The organism is Nocardiopsis mwathae (assembly GCF_014201195.1).
Lineage (GTDB): Bacteria > Actinomycetota > Actinomycetes > Streptosporangiales > Streptosporangiaceae > Nocardiopsis_C > Nocardiopsis_C mwathae.
In genome coordinates this window covers 2,084,589-2,100,680 of the sequence record NZ_JACHDS010000001.1, presented here as the reverse complement: position 1 = coordinate 2,100,680, position 16,092 = coordinate 2,084,589, and the positions used below count along the sequence as shown (strand labels likewise).

The window sequence follows — 16,092 nt, the reverse complement described above, 5'->3', positions numbered from 1 at the left end:
TGGGCGCGATCGTCTAGGTAGACTGGTCTACCTAGACGATCTCCGGAGGTGCGCCATCACGGACATGACCCCTGGCAGGACCCGTTCGGGGTCCGCCCGCGAGCGGCTGATCGAGGCGGCATCGCGGCTGTTCTACGCCCACGGCGTGGTCTCGACGGGCATCGACACGATCACCGCCGAGGCCGGCGTCGCCAAGATGAGCCTGTACAACAACTTCTCCTCCAAGGAAGAACTCGTCCTGGCCTACCTCCAGGAGCGGCACCGGGAGTGGCTGGACCTGTACCGGAACCGGGCCGAGACCGCCGCGAGCCCGCAGGAGAAGGTCCTGGCCGTCTTCGACGCCTACATCGACCACGCCTCGGCGGCGTACACGCACGGATTCCGCGGCTGCGGCCTGCTGAACGCAGCGGCCGAACTCCCCGCCGACTCCCCGGGCAGAGCCCGGGTGCGCGACCACAAGGAACAGGTCGAGTCGATCCTGACCGGCCACCTGGAAGCGATCACGACACCCGAGGCGGCCGCGCGTACCGCACGCCACTGCGCCTTCCTCCTCGAAGGGGCCATCGCCCGCGCCGGCCTGGAAGGCGGCCCCGACCCCCTCCGCGACGCCCGGGAGATCGCCTCGGCCATGGTGGCCGCTCTGTGAACCGCCACCACCTGGTCGGTGTCGGCGCGATCACCCTCACCTCGATCCTGTGGGGAACGACCGGAACGGCCGCCACCTTCGCCCCACAGGCAGGCCCCTTGGCCATCGGCTCCGCCGCGCTGGGGATCGGCGGCCTGCTCCAGGCGCTGATCGCCCTGCCCGCGCTCAACGCCGCTCGCGCACAGCTGCGGCAGAGTCTGCCCCTGGTGGCGACGGGCGCCCTCGCCGTCGCCGTCTACCCCTTGGCGTTCTACGGCTCGATGCACCTGGCGGGGGTGGCCGTGGGCACCGTCGTCTCCCTCGCCTCGGCACCGCTGGCCTCCGGCATCCTGGAGCTGGTGGTCCAGCGCCGACCGTTGAGCCGCTGGTGGCTGCTGGCCGCGGGACTGGGCGTACTCGGCAGCGTTCTGCTGTGCTCGTCCAAAATGGCCGACCCCATGGCCTCGCCGGGATCGACCGCCGTCGGCATCGCCCTGGGGCTCGTGGCCGGCGCCACCTATGCCGTGTTCTCCTGGGCGGCCCACAACCTCATGGTCCGCGGGATCGACCGTGCCGCGTCCATGGGCGCGGTCTTCGGTGCCGGTGGAGCACTGCTGATGCCGGTGCTCGCGGCCACCGGGGCTCCCCTGGTCGCGTCCGCGGAAGCCTTCGCGGTGGCCGCCTACATGGCGCTGGTCCCCATGTTCTTGGGCTATCTCTTCTTCGGTTTCGGGTTGACCCGGGTCTCGGCGAGCACGGCCACGACGGTCACTTTGAGCGAGCCGGGGGTCGCCGCGGTCCTTGCGGTCCTGGTCGTCGGCGAGGCGCTGACGGCGGTGGGTTGGGTCGGGCTGGGGATCATCTCGCTGGTCCTGGTCGTGCTCGCCGCGGCCCCGACGAACAGCGTGAGACTCCAGGCGCGGGCCGGATCCGTCAACGGCGTGTCGACAGTCGGGCGCGCGGGGCGCGACCTCGAACGCGCATGACCCGCGCGTAGGGCCTTCCCGCAGGGGCGGAACGTCGGAGCTGGGTAGGGCGCTGCGGTGCGGGTAGGGCGACGACGAGAAGCCGCGAAACCGACCGAGAAGGAGGCCAAGGGGCGCCACGTCCCGGTTCAACGCGGCACGTGATCGCAGCCGCGCACCCGAAGATGCCCCGGTGCGGAGGCGCCACCGGCCACCGCCGCCGGTGGCCTGCGCGTCGTGGAACGCGACGAACGCGATCCCCGGATGCGCTACTTCCGGTTCTCGACCAGCGCGATCGGCTGGAACCCCGGCGTCAACGTCCTGCTCCCCGACGACTACCACCACAGCGGACGCCGATACCCCGTCCTCTACCTCCTCCACGGCGGAGACCAGGACTTCATCACCTTCGACCGTCCGCCCCTGGACATCCGCCGTTGGACGGCCGGGAAGCGGATCATCGTCGTGATGCCCGACGGCGGACGCGCGGGCTGGTACTCCAACCCGGTCAGTTCGCTCGTGGGTCCCAGGCGCTGGGAGGAGTTCCATATCACCCAGCTCATCCCCTGGGTCGACGCGAACTTCCGGACCTACGCCGAGTACGACGGCCGGGCCGTCTTCGGGTTCTCGATGGGCGGCTTCGGCGCGCTGAAGTACGCGGCCAAGTACTTCGGCCACTTCGCGTCGGTGAGCACCCACTCGGGCCCCGCCAGCCTGCGCCGTGACAGAGGCGCGGTCGTGCACTGGGCGAACGCGTCGTCGGCCGCTGTGGAACTGGGCGGCGGAGGCCGCGCTGAGCAGGCCGCGCAGCCGTTCCCCGGTGCCTCCTGTCCGGAGTACTCGACCCGGGGCAGCAGGGTCAGCTCGATTTCCTCGCGGCGAAGGCCGGCACCGCGCCGTCGGGGCTCCGGGTCATCGGGCATCAAGGAATTCGGTGAGAAGCACGGTCACCTGCGCGGGGGCGTCTTCCTGCACGAGGTGGCCGGCCGCGTCGATCCACCGCAGCCGCGCGTGGGGGATGCACTGGGCGAGCCGCTCGGCATGGTCGGGCGACAGCCAGGTGTCCTCCCGTCCCCAGGCGACGAGGACGGGGCAGGACAGCTTCGCATAGCGCTCCTCGACGTCGGCGGTGTGCCGCTCGTCGGCCTGGGCGATCTGCCGGTAGAACGCCGGCTGGCCCTCCTCGCCGAGCCAGGGGGCCGCCAAGGCGTCGAGGACGTCGCCGCGCAGCCCCCGGTGGCTGGCGGTGGCGATGTAACCGCGCACCAGCGCTTCGTGCAGGTGCGCGGGGAGCGCGGCGAAGACCTCGGCGTTCCGGTGGACCAAGCGGAAGAAGTCGCTGCCCCAGGGGCACAGGCTGACCGCGTCGAGTAGCGCGAGACGGTCGTAGCCGACGCCGTCCAGCAGTGCGGAGCGCAGCGCGACGGCGCCGCCGAAGTCGTGGGCGATGACGGCGGGGCGGTCGAGGTCCCAGTGCCGCAGGAGTGCGGTGAACACGGACTGCTGGGCAGCGAGCGAGACGCGCTGGCCTGCGTACTTGGCCGAGGCACCGTAGCCCGGCATGTCCCAGAGGTAGACGGTGTGCCGCGTGCCGAGTGCGGCGGCGATGTCGCGCCAGACATAGGAGGAGAACGGTGTCCCGTGGAGGAGGACGACAGGGCTGCCCTGGCCGTGGCGCGCCCATCGGACGGTGCCGTGTGCTGACTCGAACCGCTCGGGGAGCACGTGATCCATGGAAGTCCCTCCGTTCGTTACCGGCATTCTTCACTTGAGGGTAACTCAAGGCGTTACCCGTATAGCCCGCGAGGTAGTAACATCGCCCGTATGCCCTACTCACGACCTGCGGCTCCGGGCGCGCTGGAACGGATCGAGACGTTCTGCAACTCGGCGCGCTTCCTCTACAGCGAGGACGCGTTCACCGATCCGGGCACCGCGAGCGCGTGGCTGCGCGATCACGGTTGGCCGGTCGATGCCGACGGCCTTGACGAAGCAGCGCTGGGCGAACTGGTGCGGGTCCGTGAGGCGATCCGCCACCACCTCGAAGGCGGGGCGGACAGCGATACGCGGTCCGCCCGTCGGCTCCTCACCACTCGCGCCCGTACCGCTCTCCTGCCCCCGCGGTGGGACTCGGGCGGCGAGGCGCACATCCCGGCCGCCGACGCCGTCACGCCGACCGCCGCCCTGATCGGTGCACTGCTGGCGACCTTGGCCACCGAAGAGCTGGCCGGGCGCCGCAGCCGCCTCAAGGTGTGCGCGTCCCCGGAGTGCCGCTGGGTCTTCTACGACCGCTCCCCCGGCGACAACAGCGTCTGGTGCGCGATGGACATCTGCGGTGCCCGGCACAAGATGCGCGCCTACCGCGGCCGCCGCTCCTCCGGCTGAGTCGGGAGTCGGTAGCCTCGCGGCATGCTCATCTGGATCAACGGCGCCTTCGGGGCCGGGAAGACCCAGGCCGCGTTCGAGCTGCACCGGCGTCTGCCGGGGAGCTTCGTGTGCGACCCCGAGCACCTGGGCTTCGGCCTGCACCGCATGCTGCCGAAGGACCGGCGCGGCGACTTCCAGGACTCACCCGTGTGGCGGTCCGGGGTGTACGAGGTGCTGGACGGCCTGCTGCGCGAGTACGACGGCACCGTCATCGTCCCGATGACCGTGGTCGTCCCCGCCTACCACCGGGAGATGTTCGGCCGTCTCCGGGAGTCCGGGCACGAGGTCCACCACGTCTCCCTCCTGGCGTCACCGCAGACGATGATGCGCCGCATCCGCTCTCGCGGCGAAGGGCGGGGTGGCTTCGCGGCCCGGAACACGCAGCGCTGCCTGACCGCGCTGCGCGCGCCGGAGTTCGCGGCCCACCTGGACACCGACCACCTCCCCATCGGAGGGGTCGCCGAGGCCATCGCCGACAAGGCCGGAATCGAGCTGGCCCCGGACCGGTCGGATCCATTGACGCGCCAGGCACGGCGCTGGTGGACCAGCCTGCGCCACATCCGCTTCGATTGACCGCGGGCCATCGGCTCGCATCCGCCGCACCCGACACCGAGAAGGCGCACGTTTTCGTGGGATAGGGGCATCGCCGCCACTGGTGGGGGTGGTCGGTCCCACGCTTTACTGGTGCGCATGGACTTCGAGATCGTGCGCGGGATCGTCTTGCTCGCGGCTACCTTGACGACTGGCCTCGTCGCGGGACTGTTCTACGCCTATGACATGTCCGTCATGCGCGGCCTGGCGCGGGCCGAGGACCGCACGTTCGTCGACACGATGCAGCGCATCAACGTGGCGATCCTCAACGGCTGGTTCGCGCTGGCCTTCGTGGGTGCGCCGGTGCTGACGATCGCGGCCATCGGCCTCCACCTCGGCCCGGACGCGCGGACGGTCGTGCTGCCGTGGACCGTGGCCGCGTTCGTGCTGTACGCGACGATGCTCGCCATCACCGCCGTGGTGCACATCCCCCTCAACAACCAGATCGACAAGGCCGGGCCGCTGGACGAGATCGGCGATTTCGCAGCGGTCCGCGCGCGGTTCGAGACACGCTGGGTGCGCTGGAACATCGCCCGAACCGCGACGTCAACGGGCGCCTTCGCCTGCCTGGCCTGGTCCCTCGTGCTGTTCGGGGGCCTGTGACCTGCGCTCGGCGCGCCCCGGCTCACCGGTCGGCTCCGCATAGAGCGCGGAGATCTCGGCGGCGCCGCGGGCCACCTCCTCCCGGGCCTCAGGTGGGTCGAGGACCTCAAGGCTCGCGCCGAATTGGAGGAGTTGGCGGACTCCGCCGATGACCGGGTAGGTGAGTTCGATGGGCACCCACGCGTCGGGGTCTGCATCGGTGTCCCCTGGCGCCGGTGGGGACACCAGCGGGGGCGAGCCCAGGATACGGACGGCCAGATCGAGGCGGGAGCGTCGGATCCGCGCCTGGACGCGCACGCCCTGCGGGCGGTTCTCCACCCGGCTTCGCAGCTCGCCCCAGACCTGCTGCAGCTCGACACCCGCCCGCCGCCGTACGGGCTCGTCGGTCACGGCCGCTTCCGCGACCCTTTCGGCGCGGAACAGCCGCGGTGTGCTTTTCTCGTCGGCGACCAGGTACCAGACCCCGGCCTTGGCCACCAGGCCGTAGGGGTCGACCGTGTAGGTGCGCGGCCGGGTCGCGCCGCTATGGCGATAGCGGATCCGCAGGCGGCAGTCGGTGAACACCGCGGTGTGCAGGGTGTCCAGGTCGACCGCCGTGCGCGGGCCGCTCATCCACCGGTCGGGATCGACCAGAATCCGGCGGCTGGTCAGCTCGGCCGCGGGACGGTGCGGTGCGGGCAGAGCGGCCATCACCTTGCGCAGCGCCGATCCCAGCGCCCCGTCCAACCCGAGCGCGGCGTGCGTTCCCTGCGCTGTCAGGACGAACAGCGCCCGCGCCTCGTCGGAGGTCAATCCGGTGACGTCGGTACGGAAGCCGGGCAGCAGCGCGATCCCGCCGTTCCGCCCGCGTTCGGCGTACACCGGCACCCCGGCCGCCGACAGCGCCTCCACATCGCGGTAGATGGTCCGTGGCGAGACTTCCAGACGCTCGGCGAGCTCACTCGCGGCGACTCGGCCGCGGGTCTGCAGGAGCAGCAGGATGGACAGGAGCCGGTCAGCCTTCACACCCTCCAGCTTGGCCTCTACATATGACGCCCGATGCCCGTTGCGACCACGTTCGTCCTTGGACGGTGCGCCCCTACGGTCAGTCAGAAAATCAGCGGCACCCGCGGGCGGACCTTCGCTGATCTCTACGCTTTGGCCGAGCACTGGTCGATCCCTGCCCCCACACCTCATCACCTGCATCGACACGGCCATCGAAGCGCTAACCTCCGAACGCCGTGCCCGATCGACAAGTGGCAGGAAGTCGATCATCCCTGCCTCCTGGGAAGGGAGTGACCATGTCGGCATCGCGGCCTGCGTCGACTCACCGCCCGACGTTCGACCCTGAGGAGCTTCGAGCCGACCTGGCCGGCTACAGCCCGCGAGCGTGTGGCCGAGTTCGACCATCATCGTGCCGAGGCCACTCGCAAGGCATGTGAGCAAACCAGCGCGGCGCCCTTGCGCACCTTCGCCGAGTCGTGGGCAGTTGAGGTGGAGATCGCCAAACGCCCCGAGTGGAAAGAAAAGTTGCGCCAACTTGATGAGCAGGTCAGCCAAGGCGGAACCTTGGAGGAGGCGCGCGCGACCGCTGCTGAGTTCAGCCGTATCCGCACCGAGGCGGCGCGAGCGGCCGGGTTCATGAGGGGCAGGGCGTGACCGATAACGACTATGGGGTAGGGGAATGCGCCCTCCACGCTGACCCGCTGGAGAGTTTCCCCTCCCCGTAGGTGCTTCGCTCCGACAGCCGACATCCTTGGCAAGTGGCCTCAGACCGTCTTGGCTTCGCGCAGCGGACCGGTCCGGGGCGGGACGAGGTCGACCAGGCGGGCGACGGTGGGGCCGACGACCGCCAGGATGATGACATAAGCGGTGGTCAAGGGGCCGATGATGCCGTCGGTCGTGGTGATGACCATCCCGGCGATGATGATCGAGAACTCGCCGCGGGCGATGAGCGCGGCACCGGCGCGCAGGCGGCCGCGCGGACCCACGCCGTCGCGCCGGGCCGCGTACCAACCGGTGGCGACCTTGGTGAAGGCCGTGACAACGGCGAGCGCCACCGCGACGGGCAGCACGGCGGGCAGCTCCCGGGCGTCCATCGCCAGGCCGATCGTGAGGAAGAACGCGGCCGCGAACAGGTCGCGCAGAGGTCCGATGATCCGGCGGGCGCGGTCGGCGACCTGGCCGGTGAGGACGAGGCCGACGAGGAACGCGCCGACGGCGGCGGAGGCCCCCAGGATCTCCGCGACTCCGGCCACGATCAAGGTCAGGCCGAGGATCCGCAGCAGGAACTGCTCGGTGTCGGCGGTGTCGAGCAGCCGCGTCAGCCGGACGCCGTGCCGGTAGGAGGCGATGAACGCGACGGCGACAGCGGCGCTGGCGACCACGGAGCTGATAAGGGCGTGCCACCAGGCGCCGCCCGCGGCCAGGACCCCCACCAGCGGCAGGTAGGCCGCCATCGCAAGGTCCTCCAGGACCAGGACCGACAGGACCGAGGGGGTCTCCCGGTTACCCAGCCGCCGCAGGTCCCCCAGCAGCCGCGCGACGATGCCCGAGGACGAGATCCAGGTGATTCCGGCCAGCGCCATGCTGCCCACCAGCCCCAGCCCCAGCGCCCATCCGGCGATCGCCCCCGGCAGCGCGTTGAGGACGCAGTTCACGACCGCGGAGGGAACATGGGTGCGGATCGACGCGGAGAACTCACTCACCGAGAACTCCAAGCCCAGGGCCAGCAGCAGAAGCACCACGCCGATGGACGCGCCGACTTCGACGAACATGCCCACCGCCGGGACCGGCGCCACCCCGCCCTCCCCCAGTGCCAGCCCCGCCAGCAGGTACAGCGGAACCGGTGAGAACCCGATCCTGCGCGCCAGCGCACACAGGATGCCGAGGACGGCCAGAACGATGCCGAGCTCAAGCAGAAGGGCGGGCAGAACGGGCAAGAGGTCAGCCTCTCAGCATGGCATCCACACCCGAGATCCCCTCCTGGGTACCGATGACCAGGAGGATGTCGCCGGATCGCAGGACTTCGCCGGGGGCGGGTGAGGTGATGACGTCGTCGCCGCGCACGATCGCCACGATGGATGCGCCGGTGCGGGTGCGGGCTCTGGTGGCACCGAGAGGCCGGTCCGCGAACGGCGAGCCGTCCTCCACCGGAAGGTCGGCGGCCCTCAGGCCGGGGATCTCCCGCGACAGGTCGGCGAAGCGTTCGGTGATCCGCGGCGCCCCGAGGATCTCGGCGACCGTGTCGGCCTCCTCGTTGGTCAGGCGGAACAGCGGCCGCCCCACATCGGGGTCCGTCGTGTAGGAGACGATGTCGGCATCTCCGCCGCGGCCGACGATGATGCCGAGTCGTTCTCCTTCGGCGGTGGTGAACTCGTAGCGCACCCCGACACCGGGTAACAGGACCTCTGTCACATCCATCCCGACATTATGTCCGCAGGTCAGGCCGTGCCCGGGGACGTCGGCAACGCGCGCGTGTGCTGGCAGGGGCAGTCGGCTTCCGGGGCGTTCCCGCAAACGGAGTTCTCTCCCTTTCGGACGGGACCAACGGCCCTGGCCTGCGACTTCGTTTCATCCTTGGGTGGAATCATGCACGTGTCCGCCTCGTCTCAACAGTCCGACGCCTACCACGCGCAGGAGACCGGCGAGGTCGTCCAGCGGTTCGCCACCGACGCGGAACGCGGACTGGCTACCGCCGAGGCCGCAGAGCGGCTGGAACGCTACGGCCCCAACCAGCTGCCCACGACGGGCGGCCGGGGCCTGCTGATGCGCATACTCCACCAGTTCCACCACCCGCTCATCTACGTCCTGATCGTCGCCGGCATCGTCACCCTGGTGATGGACGCCCACGTCGACTCCGCCGTGATCTTCGGAGTGGTGGTCGTCAACGCGATCGTGGGCTTCATCCAGGAGTCCAAGGCCGAAGCCGAGCTCAACGCCCTGCGATCGATGCTGCGCACCGAGGCCCGGGTGGTGCGCGACGGCCGCGAGCAGTCGGTCCCCGCCGAGGACCTGGTCCCCGGCGACCTGGTGATGGTGGACGCCGGCGACATGGTGCCCGCCGACATCCGGGTGGCCCGCCTGGAGGAGCTGCGCGTCGACGAGTCGGCGCTGACCGGCGAGTCCGTCCCGTGCGGGAAGGACGGCGCGGTGCTGCCGGACACGACGCCCGTGGCCGACCGCGACAACATGCTGCACTCCGGGACTCTGGTGACGGCCGGCAGGGGCAGCGGCGTCGTCGTGGCCACCGGTGCGCACACCCAGCTCGGCGAGATCCACCGGCTGGTCGGCGAGGCGGAACTGCTGGCCACCCCGCTCACCCGCAAGCTCACCCACTTCAGCAAGATCCTCACCGTGGCGATCCTGGTCCTTGCCGCGCTCACCTTCGGCGTCGGCATGCTGCACCAGCAGGAACTCCTGCAGACCTTCACCGCGGCGATCGCTCTGGCCGTCGGCGCGATCCCCGAGGGGCTTCCGGCCGTCGTCACCATCACGCTGGCCATCGGCGTGGCCCGGATGGCGCGGCGCCGTGCGGTGACCCGGCGGCTGCCCGTGGTCGAGACGCTCGGCAGTACCACCGTGATCTGCTCCGACAAGACCGGCACGCTCACCAAGAACCAGATGACGGTCGGGGCGGTGTGGACCCCGGACACGGCCTACGAGGTGACCGGGGCCGGCTACGCCGTCAACGGTGAGGTGCGTCGTGTCGGGGACACCGACGGTGCCGCGGTGGACGTGTCGGAACCGGAAGTCGACACCGCGCTGCGCTGGAGTCTGCTGGCCGGGGCCGCCTGCAACGATGCCACCCTGACCTGCGAGGGCGAACGCTGCTCGCTCATCGGCGACCCCACCGAGGGCGCCCTGCTCGTCTCCGCCGCCAAGGCGGGGCTCCCCTGGGAGGGGATCGGTGACGCCTACCCGCGCCTGGCGACGATCCCCTTCAGCTCTGAGCGCCGGTACATGGCCACCCTGCACCGCGAGGCCGAAACCGGCGAGCACGTCGTGCTGGTCAAGGGAGCGGTCGAACGCCTGCTCGCGATATGTGACCAGGAGATGGGGGCGGACGGAACCACGCGGCCGCTGGACCGCGACGCGGTGCTGAGCGCCGCCGACGACCTGGCGCGCCAGGGGCTGCGGGTCCTGGCGACGGCGCGGTGCCCCATCGACGACCCCGCGGTATTCGACCCCGACAGCGGGAACGGTGTGTCGGACCTGGCAGCCGAGGGAGCGGGTGACGTGGACACGGCCACACCGGGCGCCGACGCGTCCTGGGCCCAGGACGCGGTGTTCACCGGCCTGCAGGCCATGCTCGACCCGCCGCGTGAGGCCGCCATCAGCGCGGTCGAGGCCTGCCGCACCGCGGGGATCTCGGTGCGGATGATCACCGGCGACCACGCGACGACCGCCTCGGCCATCGCCGAGCGTTTCGGCCTTCTCGACGGGGACCGCCCCGGGCAGGTGCTCACCGGGGCCGACCTCGAAGCCCTGTCGGAGGAGGAGTACCCGGATGCTGTGGACCGCGCCCGCGTGTTCGCCCGCGTCTCCCCCGGCCAGAAGCTCCAGTTGGTCGAGGCGCTGCAGGCCCACGGCCACCAGGTGGCCATGACCGGGGACGGGGTCAACGACGCCCCGGCGCTGCGCCAGGCCAACATCGGCATCGCGATGGGGCTGAGCGGTACGGAGGTCGCCAAGGAAGCCTCCGACATGGTCCTCACCGACGACGACTTCGCCACCATCGAGGCCGCCGTCGAGGAGGGGCGCGGTGTCTTCGACAACCTCACCAAGTACATCGTGTGGACGCTTCCCACCAACATGGGTGAGGGACTGATCATCCTCATCGCCGTCATGATCGCCGCATCGCTGCCGATCATGCCCACCCAGATCCTGTGGATCAACATGACCACGGCGCTGTGCCTGGGGCTCATGCTCGCTTTCGAGCCCAAGGAAGAGGGCATCATGCGCAGGCCGCCCCGCGACACCAAGGAGCCGCTCGTCGGCCGGGCGGTGGTGGGGCGCATGCTGCTGGTGGCCACGCTGCTCGTCGGCGCCGCCTGGCTGATGTTCGAGTGGCAGCTGGCCGACGGCAAGGGGCTGGACGAGGCGCGCACGGCCGCGGTGAACGTGTTCATCGCGGTGAAGATCGTCTACCTGCTCAGCTGCCGGTCGCTGACCCGGTCGGTACGCCAGCTGGGCCCGTTCAGCAACCCCTGGATCATGTTCGGCATCAGCCTGCAGGTGATCGGCCAGCTCCTCTTCACCTACGTGCCGAGCATGAACCTGCTGTTCTACACCGCCCCGATCGATGTCGAGACCTGGCTGCGGATCATCGCGGTGGCCCTGCTCGCCGGAGTGGTGATCGCCATCCACAAGCGGCTGCTCATCAGAAGGGAAGGAAGCCGGCAACTTGAGGCGGGGGCCTCGCCGCACACGCAGGGGTGAGCACCCCCGTGCATGCCTCCGACGCCGCCTCGATCACCCGCGGCGAGAATCGGACCGCTTCCGCCCGCCGACGGGGTCGTCGATAATTCCTGCTGTCGGCAACCCCCCGACGGCGGAGGCGGATACGGCATGCAGCCCCTACAGCCCGGTGATCCCCGACGCATCGGCCGGTTCCGCCTGCTCGGACGGCTGGGTGCCGGCGGAATGGGCCTGGTCTACCTCGCGCGCACCCCCGGCAACCGCAGGGCCGTCGTCAAGGTCATCCGCCCCGAACACCTGGGCGATGCCGATTTCCGGGCCCGCTTCGTCCGGGAGGTCGACGCTGCGCAGCGGGTGGGCGGGTTCTATACCGCCCAGGTGATCGATGCCGCCCCTGACGCCGATCCGCCGTGGGTCGCCACCGCCTATATTCCCGGTCCGCCGCTGGAGGAGGCGGTGGCCCGGCACGGGCCGTTCCCGGCCTCGTCGGTGCAGGCGTTGGCGATCGGCCTGGCCGAGGGCCTGAACGCGATCCACGCGTGCGGTCTGGTCCACCGCGACCTCAAACCCGCCAACATCATCGTCGCGGCCGACGGCCCGCGGATCATCGATTTCGGAATCGCCCGCCCCGTCGGCGCCGACGCGGTCACCGGCGCCGGGCAACTGGTGGGCACGCTGGCCTATATGTCGCCGGAGCAGGCCGAGGGCGGGCAGGTCGGCCCCTCCTCGGACGTCTTCTCGCTGGGAACGGTGCTCGTCTTCGCGGCGACCGGCGCCAACCCGTTCGCCGCCGGCTCCCTGGCCGAGACGGTGCGACGCCTCACCGGTCCCACCCCTGGCCTGGCCGGGCTGCCCGGCGCTCTGCGCCACCTGGTGCGGGACTGCTGGCAACGCGACCCGGCGCGGCGCCCGACACCGGCGGACATCCTCGCCGAGCTGGAGTCCGGTGAGGCCGTATGGCCCCCACCCGGGCTGTCCGCGCCTCACCCCGAACCCGCACGAGGGCAGAGGCCGTGGCCGACCACGGCCGTGCTGGACGGGATCCGCGGACTGCGCGGGGTCTCCGGCGCCACCACCGCCACCCGGAGGCTCCTCCGTGCCACCCTCTCCCCCGCGCCCCGTCGAGACGAGCAGCGGCCGCCCCGGCCGCAACCCCGCATTCCCTTCAGGCAGCGGGTCGGCAGGCCGAAGCAGGGGTATGCGCCCGATCCCGGGGTCCGGAAACGAAGGTTCCGGACCCCGGCGGTGCTCACACTGGTGCCTCTGCTGATCGCCCTGGCCGCCGGGGTGGCGTGGGTCAGGTGGACGCATGTCGCCGCCTTGGACCGGATCGCCGAGCGCGGCCACATCGCGGTCGCCTTCCTCCCGGACAACCGGCCGCTGTCGTGGACGGACGACGGCGAACTCACCGGCTACTACCCCGAGCTGACCCGCGCGGTCTTCGCCGACCTGGGGCTGCCCGACCTGGATCTCGTACCAGTGGTGGAAGACGAGGCGGGCTACGAGAACGCCAGCAACGCGGTCGCCTCCGGGAAGGCCGACATCGGCTACCAGGCCACCGGCATCGGCTGCCGGTCGTCGGTGCAGTTCGCGGCGCCCGATGTGCGGCGGTCGATCAGTCGTCCGGGGCAACGCATCCTCTGGTATCAGGAGGAGGCGCGGGTCCATGAGTGGTACTACCAGATGATGTTCCCGCCGGACGACCGGTCCCTGCGCCGCGCCGTGGAGCGGACCATGGCCCGGATGCGCAGTGACGGACGGCTCCGCGAGATCGCCGCCGGGACCGGCATATCGAGCGCGGACTCCGCCGGGCGGAGCGGATATTCACAGGCCGAGGGGTCCGCCTCCGGGGAGGGGTGCAGGTCCGACTGGTGGCCGGGGCTGCTGTAAGACCGCCCCCTTGACCGGGGGGCGCCGCGGGCTCAAGGGCGCGCGCTCGGCTCCCGGACAACTCCGCAGAAAATATGACGGTTGTTGGCAACTTAAGGCGGGACCCTCACCTCGAACGCCGGGCGAGCGGCGGCGCAGCGCCTCATCGGCTCGGCCGCCGTCCCCATCGACACGCGAGACGAGGACATCCAGCACCGATGACGAACCACACGGGGACGCCCGCTTCCACCCCCTCCACCACGACCATCGATACCCTGGCCGAGCGGGTGCTCGGCCCGGTCCTCCGCCCCGGAGACGACGGCTTCGAGCAGGAGCGCTCCGGCTTCCAGACAGCGTTCCAGCTGCGGCCGGCCGTGATCGTCGGCGCCACCGGCTCCGACGATGTGAGCGCGGCAGTTGGCCACGCAGCCGAACGCGGCCTGCCCGTCGCCGTCCGGGCCGGGGGCCACGGCGCCCCCTTCGCCGCCGAGGGCGGGGTGCTGATCTCCACCCGGCGCATGGACGCTGTCCATGTCGACCCCAACACCCGCACGGCGCGGCTGGGGGCAGGTGTGCGCTGGGAGAAGGTGGTCGCCGAGGCGGCCCGGCACGGCCTGGCGCCTTTGAACGGTTCCAGCCCCGGCGTCGGCGCCGTCCCCTACACCCTCGGCGGCGGCCTGGGGCACCTCGCCCGCCGATACGGGTACGCGGCCGACCACGTGCGCTCCATCGACGTCGTCGGTGCCGACGCTCGCCTGCGCCATGTCACGGCCGATAGCGACCCTGACCTGTTCTGGGCCCTGCGCGGCGGGCGGGACAACTTCGGTGTGGTCACCGGCATGGAGGTCGGCCTGGTTCCGGTCGAGCGGATCTTCGGCGGCAGCATGGTGTTCGACGGTGGCCTCGTCGAGGAGGTCCTGCACGCCTACCTGGAGTGGACCCGGTCGCTGCCCGAGGAGATGACCTCATCGGTGGCGACGGTCGTCTACCCCGATGTCCCCGGACTGCCCGACCACCTGCGGGGGCGCCACGTCGCCCAGGTCCGCATCGCCTTCACGGGCACGGCGGCCGAGGGCGAGCAGCTGGTCGCGCCGCTGCGCGCGGTCGGGCCGCGGCTCAAGGACACCCTGGCGGAGATGCCCTATGCCGCGTCGGGCGCTATCTATGAGGAGCCGGACACGCCACACGCCTACTGCGGGGACAACGCCATGCTGCAGCGGCTCGACGCGTCGGTGGTCCGGCCCATCGCCGAGCTGACCGGTCCGGACGCGCCGGTCATGTGCGTCATGGGGATCCGCCACCTGGGCGGCGCGCTGGCGGGGCCGCCTGCCGCGCCCAGCGCGGTGGGCCACCGCGCGGCCCGCTACCTGCTGACCATCCTGTCGCCGCTTGGTGAGCGCGAGGTCGTGCGGGCGGTCCACCGGCGGGTTCTGGAGCAGGCCGCGCCGTGGGCGATGGGCACGAGTCTGAACTTCGTCTTCGGCGATGGCGAGCGCCTTTCACCGGAGCGGGTCCGCGCTGCCTACGACCCGGGGGACCGCACCCGCCTGGCCGCGCTCAAGGCCCGTGTCGACCCGGCCAACACCTTCCGGATGAACCACAACGTCGCGCCGCATGCCGGGCCGTCGGCGGAGCCCGCTTCCGGCTGACGCCCGGGGGCGCCTTCGGGCGCCCTCTCCGGATCCTTCTATCGAATGATTGACGCAACGGACCTCCCGTCGCGGCCTACTGCGTCTGTGGCGAGGGAGACATCGCGCCTGCCAGTGTGCCATTGCTCGTGGATCCCGAGGGACGATGGGCGACCGCGTTCGGAACCACCGACTGAGGGGCTGCTCTCATCCGCCCGGACGGATTCATCGCCTGGCGCGCAGCGGCACCCAGCGGTCGGAATGCCGAGGCCGTTGTCGAGCAGGCGTTCGGGCGCGCTCTGGGTTCGTTGCGGCCAGCAGCGCCCTGCGCGGCACGCACGGCGTGAATGGAAGACGTGTGCGGGAGCGGGGAAGGCTTCGTCTCAGAGTTCGAAGACCAGGCAGCTTCCGGACGCTGTGGCGAGCACCTTGCCCGCGGCGTCGGTGACCTCGCCCTCGCCGAACGCGACGCGCTTGCCCGGCTTGGTGACCCAGCCGCGGGCGCGGATCTCGCCGCTGTTGGCGTGGATCGGCCTGAGGTAGTTGACCTTGAGTTCGATCGAGCTGTACCCGCTCCCGACCGGCAGGGTGGTGTGCACCGCACATCCGATAACGGAGTCGAGCATCGTGCACACCACGCCGCCGTGGACGAGGCCGATGGGGTTGTACACCGACTCGTCGGGCACGCACGCCATCGACACCTCGCCCTTCTCGACCACCATTTCGGTGAAGCCGTTGCCGAGCAGGGTGCTGATGGGTGGGGGCGGGAGTTCGCCGGCCGCCACGGCCCGCAGGTAGTCCAGGCCGGGCATCTGCGCTCCGGCCTGTGCCGTGGCGAACGGGTCGTGCCACGTGACGGTCTTGGTCCGGGGCTCGCCCCATCCCTGCGGCGCTGCGGGCGTGTCTTGGTCGCTCATGGCACGCAGCGTACCATTTGAGTTCAAAAAGCGAACCCAGAAGATGCGAACGGTTCCTGAAGCAGAGGAGGACA

General features: G+C 70.9%; 16 protein-coding genes and 1 pseudogene. 11 read left to right on the top strand and 6 right to left on the bottom strand.

Features of this window, described 5'->3' with window-relative positions:
* Positions 1-64 precede the first annotated feature (64 nt).
* From HNR23_RS08775 to HNR23_RS08765, 3 genes and pseudogenes are all read left to right on the top strand, one after another.
* Positions 65-646 carry a TetR/AcrR family transcriptional regulator gene (locus HNR23_RS08775; protein ID WP_184074921.1) on the top strand — a complete coding sequence of 194 codons (582 nt, stop codon included), beginning with the start codon at positions 65-67 and terminating at the stop codon, positions 644-646.
* A complete protein-coding gene (locus HNR23_RS08770; protein WP_184074920.1) occupies positions 643-1,611 on the top strand; it encodes an EamA family transporter in 969 nt (322 codons plus the stop codon). Before HNR23_RS08775 ends, HNR23_RS08770 begins: the two co-directional genes overlap by 4 nt.
* Positions 1,612-1,854: 243 nt before the next feature.
* A pseudogene (locus tag HNR23_RS08765) lies at positions 1,855-2,280 on the top strand (alpha/beta hydrolase); the annotation flags it as partial.
* On the opposite strand, the gene HNR23_RS27165 reads toward HNR23_RS08765, so the two are convergent.
* Together HNR23_RS27165 and HNR23_RS08760 are read right to left on the bottom strand one after the other, a co-directional pair.
* A complete protein-coding gene (locus HNR23_RS27165; protein ID WP_281381833.1) occupies positions 2,178-2,510 on the bottom strand; it encodes a hypothetical protein in 333 nt (110 codons plus the stop codon). The pseudogene HNR23_RS08765 and the gene HNR23_RS27165 overlap by 103 nt on opposite strands.
* Positions 2,500-3,321, bottom strand: a complete 822-nt coding sequence (locus HNR23_RS08760) for an alpha/beta fold hydrolase (protein ID WP_184074919.1) — start codon at positions 3,319-3,321, stop codon at positions 2,500-2,502. The genes HNR23_RS27165 and HNR23_RS08760 overlap by 11 nt, the downstream gene beginning before the upstream one ends.
* A gap of 90 nt (positions 3,322-3,411) precedes the next feature.
* Between HNR23_RS08760 and HNR23_RS08755 the strand changes: the two genes are divergently transcribed.
* The 3 genes from HNR23_RS08755 (at position 3,412) to HNR23_RS08745 (ending at position 5,205) form a co-directional block, all read left to right on the top strand.
* Entirely contained in the window at positions 3,412-3,969 is a 558-nt protein-coding gene (locus HNR23_RS08755; protein ID WP_184074918.1) for a CGNR zinc finger domain-containing protein, read from the top strand.
* Positions 3,970-3,993: 24 nt separating this feature from the next.
* A complete protein-coding gene (locus HNR23_RS08750; RefSeq protein ID WP_184074917.1) occupies positions 3,994-4,584 on the top strand; it encodes an AAA family ATPase in 591 nt (196 codons plus the stop codon).
* 117 nt (positions 4,585-4,701) lie between these two features.
* Complete coding sequence (locus HNR23_RS08745) at positions 4,702-5,205, top strand: anthrone oxygenase family protein (protein ID WP_184074916.1); 504 nt, start codon at positions 4,702-4,704, stop codon at positions 5,203-5,205.
* Here the strand turns inward: HNR23_RS08745 and HNR23_RS08740 are convergent.
* Complete coding sequence (locus HNR23_RS08740) at positions 5,149-6,210, bottom strand: WYL domain-containing protein (protein WP_184074915.1); 1,062 nt, start codon at positions 6,208-6,210, stop codon at positions 5,149-5,151. The genes HNR23_RS08745 and HNR23_RS08740 overlap by 57 nt on opposite strands.
* Positions 6,211-6,576: 366 nt before the next feature.
* Between HNR23_RS08740 and HNR23_RS08735 the strand changes: the two genes are divergently transcribed.
* Positions 6,577-6,843, top strand: coding sequence for a hypothetical protein (locus HNR23_RS08735; protein WP_184074914.1), 267 nt, complete (start codon positions 6,577-6,579; stop codon positions 6,841-6,843).
* A gap of 110 nt (positions 6,844-6,953) precedes the next feature.
* Here the strand turns inward: HNR23_RS08735 and HNR23_RS08730 are convergent, their stop codons facing one another.
* Both HNR23_RS08730 and HNR23_RS08725 read right to left on the bottom strand, forming a co-directional pair.
* Entirely contained in the window at positions 6,954-8,126 is a 1,173-nt protein-coding gene (locus HNR23_RS08730; protein WP_184074913.1) for a cation:proton antiporter, read from the bottom strand.
* A gap of 4 nt (positions 8,127-8,130) precedes the next feature.
* The gene (locus tag HNR23_RS08725) at positions 8,131-8,607 is read right to left on the bottom strand and encodes a cation:proton antiporter regulatory subunit (protein WP_184074912.1); all 477 of its coding nucleotides are present in this window, start codon (positions 8,605-8,607) and stop codon (positions 8,131-8,133) included.
* A 168-nt stretch (positions 8,608-8,775) separates the two neighbouring features.
* Between HNR23_RS08725 and HNR23_RS08720 the strand changes: the two genes are divergently transcribed.
* The 4 genes from HNR23_RS08720 to HNR23_RS27605 all read left to right on the top strand — a co-directional run bounded on the left by HNR23_RS08720 (position 8,776) and on the right by HNR23_RS27605 (position 15,448).
* Positions 8,776-11,625 carry a cation-translocating P-type ATPase gene (locus HNR23_RS08720; RefSeq protein WP_184074911.1) on the top strand — a complete coding sequence of 950 codons (2,850 nt, stop codon included), beginning with the start codon at positions 8,776-8,778 and terminating at the stop codon, positions 11,623-11,625.
* A 129-nt stretch (positions 11,626-11,754) separates the two neighbouring features.
* Entirely contained in the window at positions 11,755-13,494 is a 1,740-nt protein-coding gene (locus tag HNR23_RS08715) for a serine/threonine-protein kinase (protein WP_184074910.1), read from the top strand.
* Positions 13,495-13,691: 197 nt separating this feature from the next.
* Complete coding sequence (locus HNR23_RS08710; protein WP_184074909.1) at positions 13,692-15,122, top strand: FAD-binding oxidoreductase; 1,431 nt, start codon at positions 13,692-13,694, stop codon at positions 15,120-15,122.
* Between the two features lie 188 nt (positions 15,123-15,310).
* A complete protein-coding gene (locus HNR23_RS27605; protein ID WP_394353816.1) occupies positions 15,311-15,448 on the top strand; it encodes a hypothetical protein in 138 nt (45 codons plus the stop codon).
* A 36-nt stretch (positions 15,449-15,484) separates the two neighbouring features.
* On the opposite strand, the gene HNR23_RS08705 is transcribed toward HNR23_RS27605, so the two are convergent.
* Positions 15,485-16,018: a PaaI family thioesterase gene (locus HNR23_RS08705; RefSeq protein ID WP_184074908.1), complete on the bottom strand. Its 534-nt coding sequence runs from the start codon at positions 16,016-16,018 to the stop codon at positions 15,485-15,487.
* Positions 16,019-16,092: the final 74 nt, after the last annotated feature.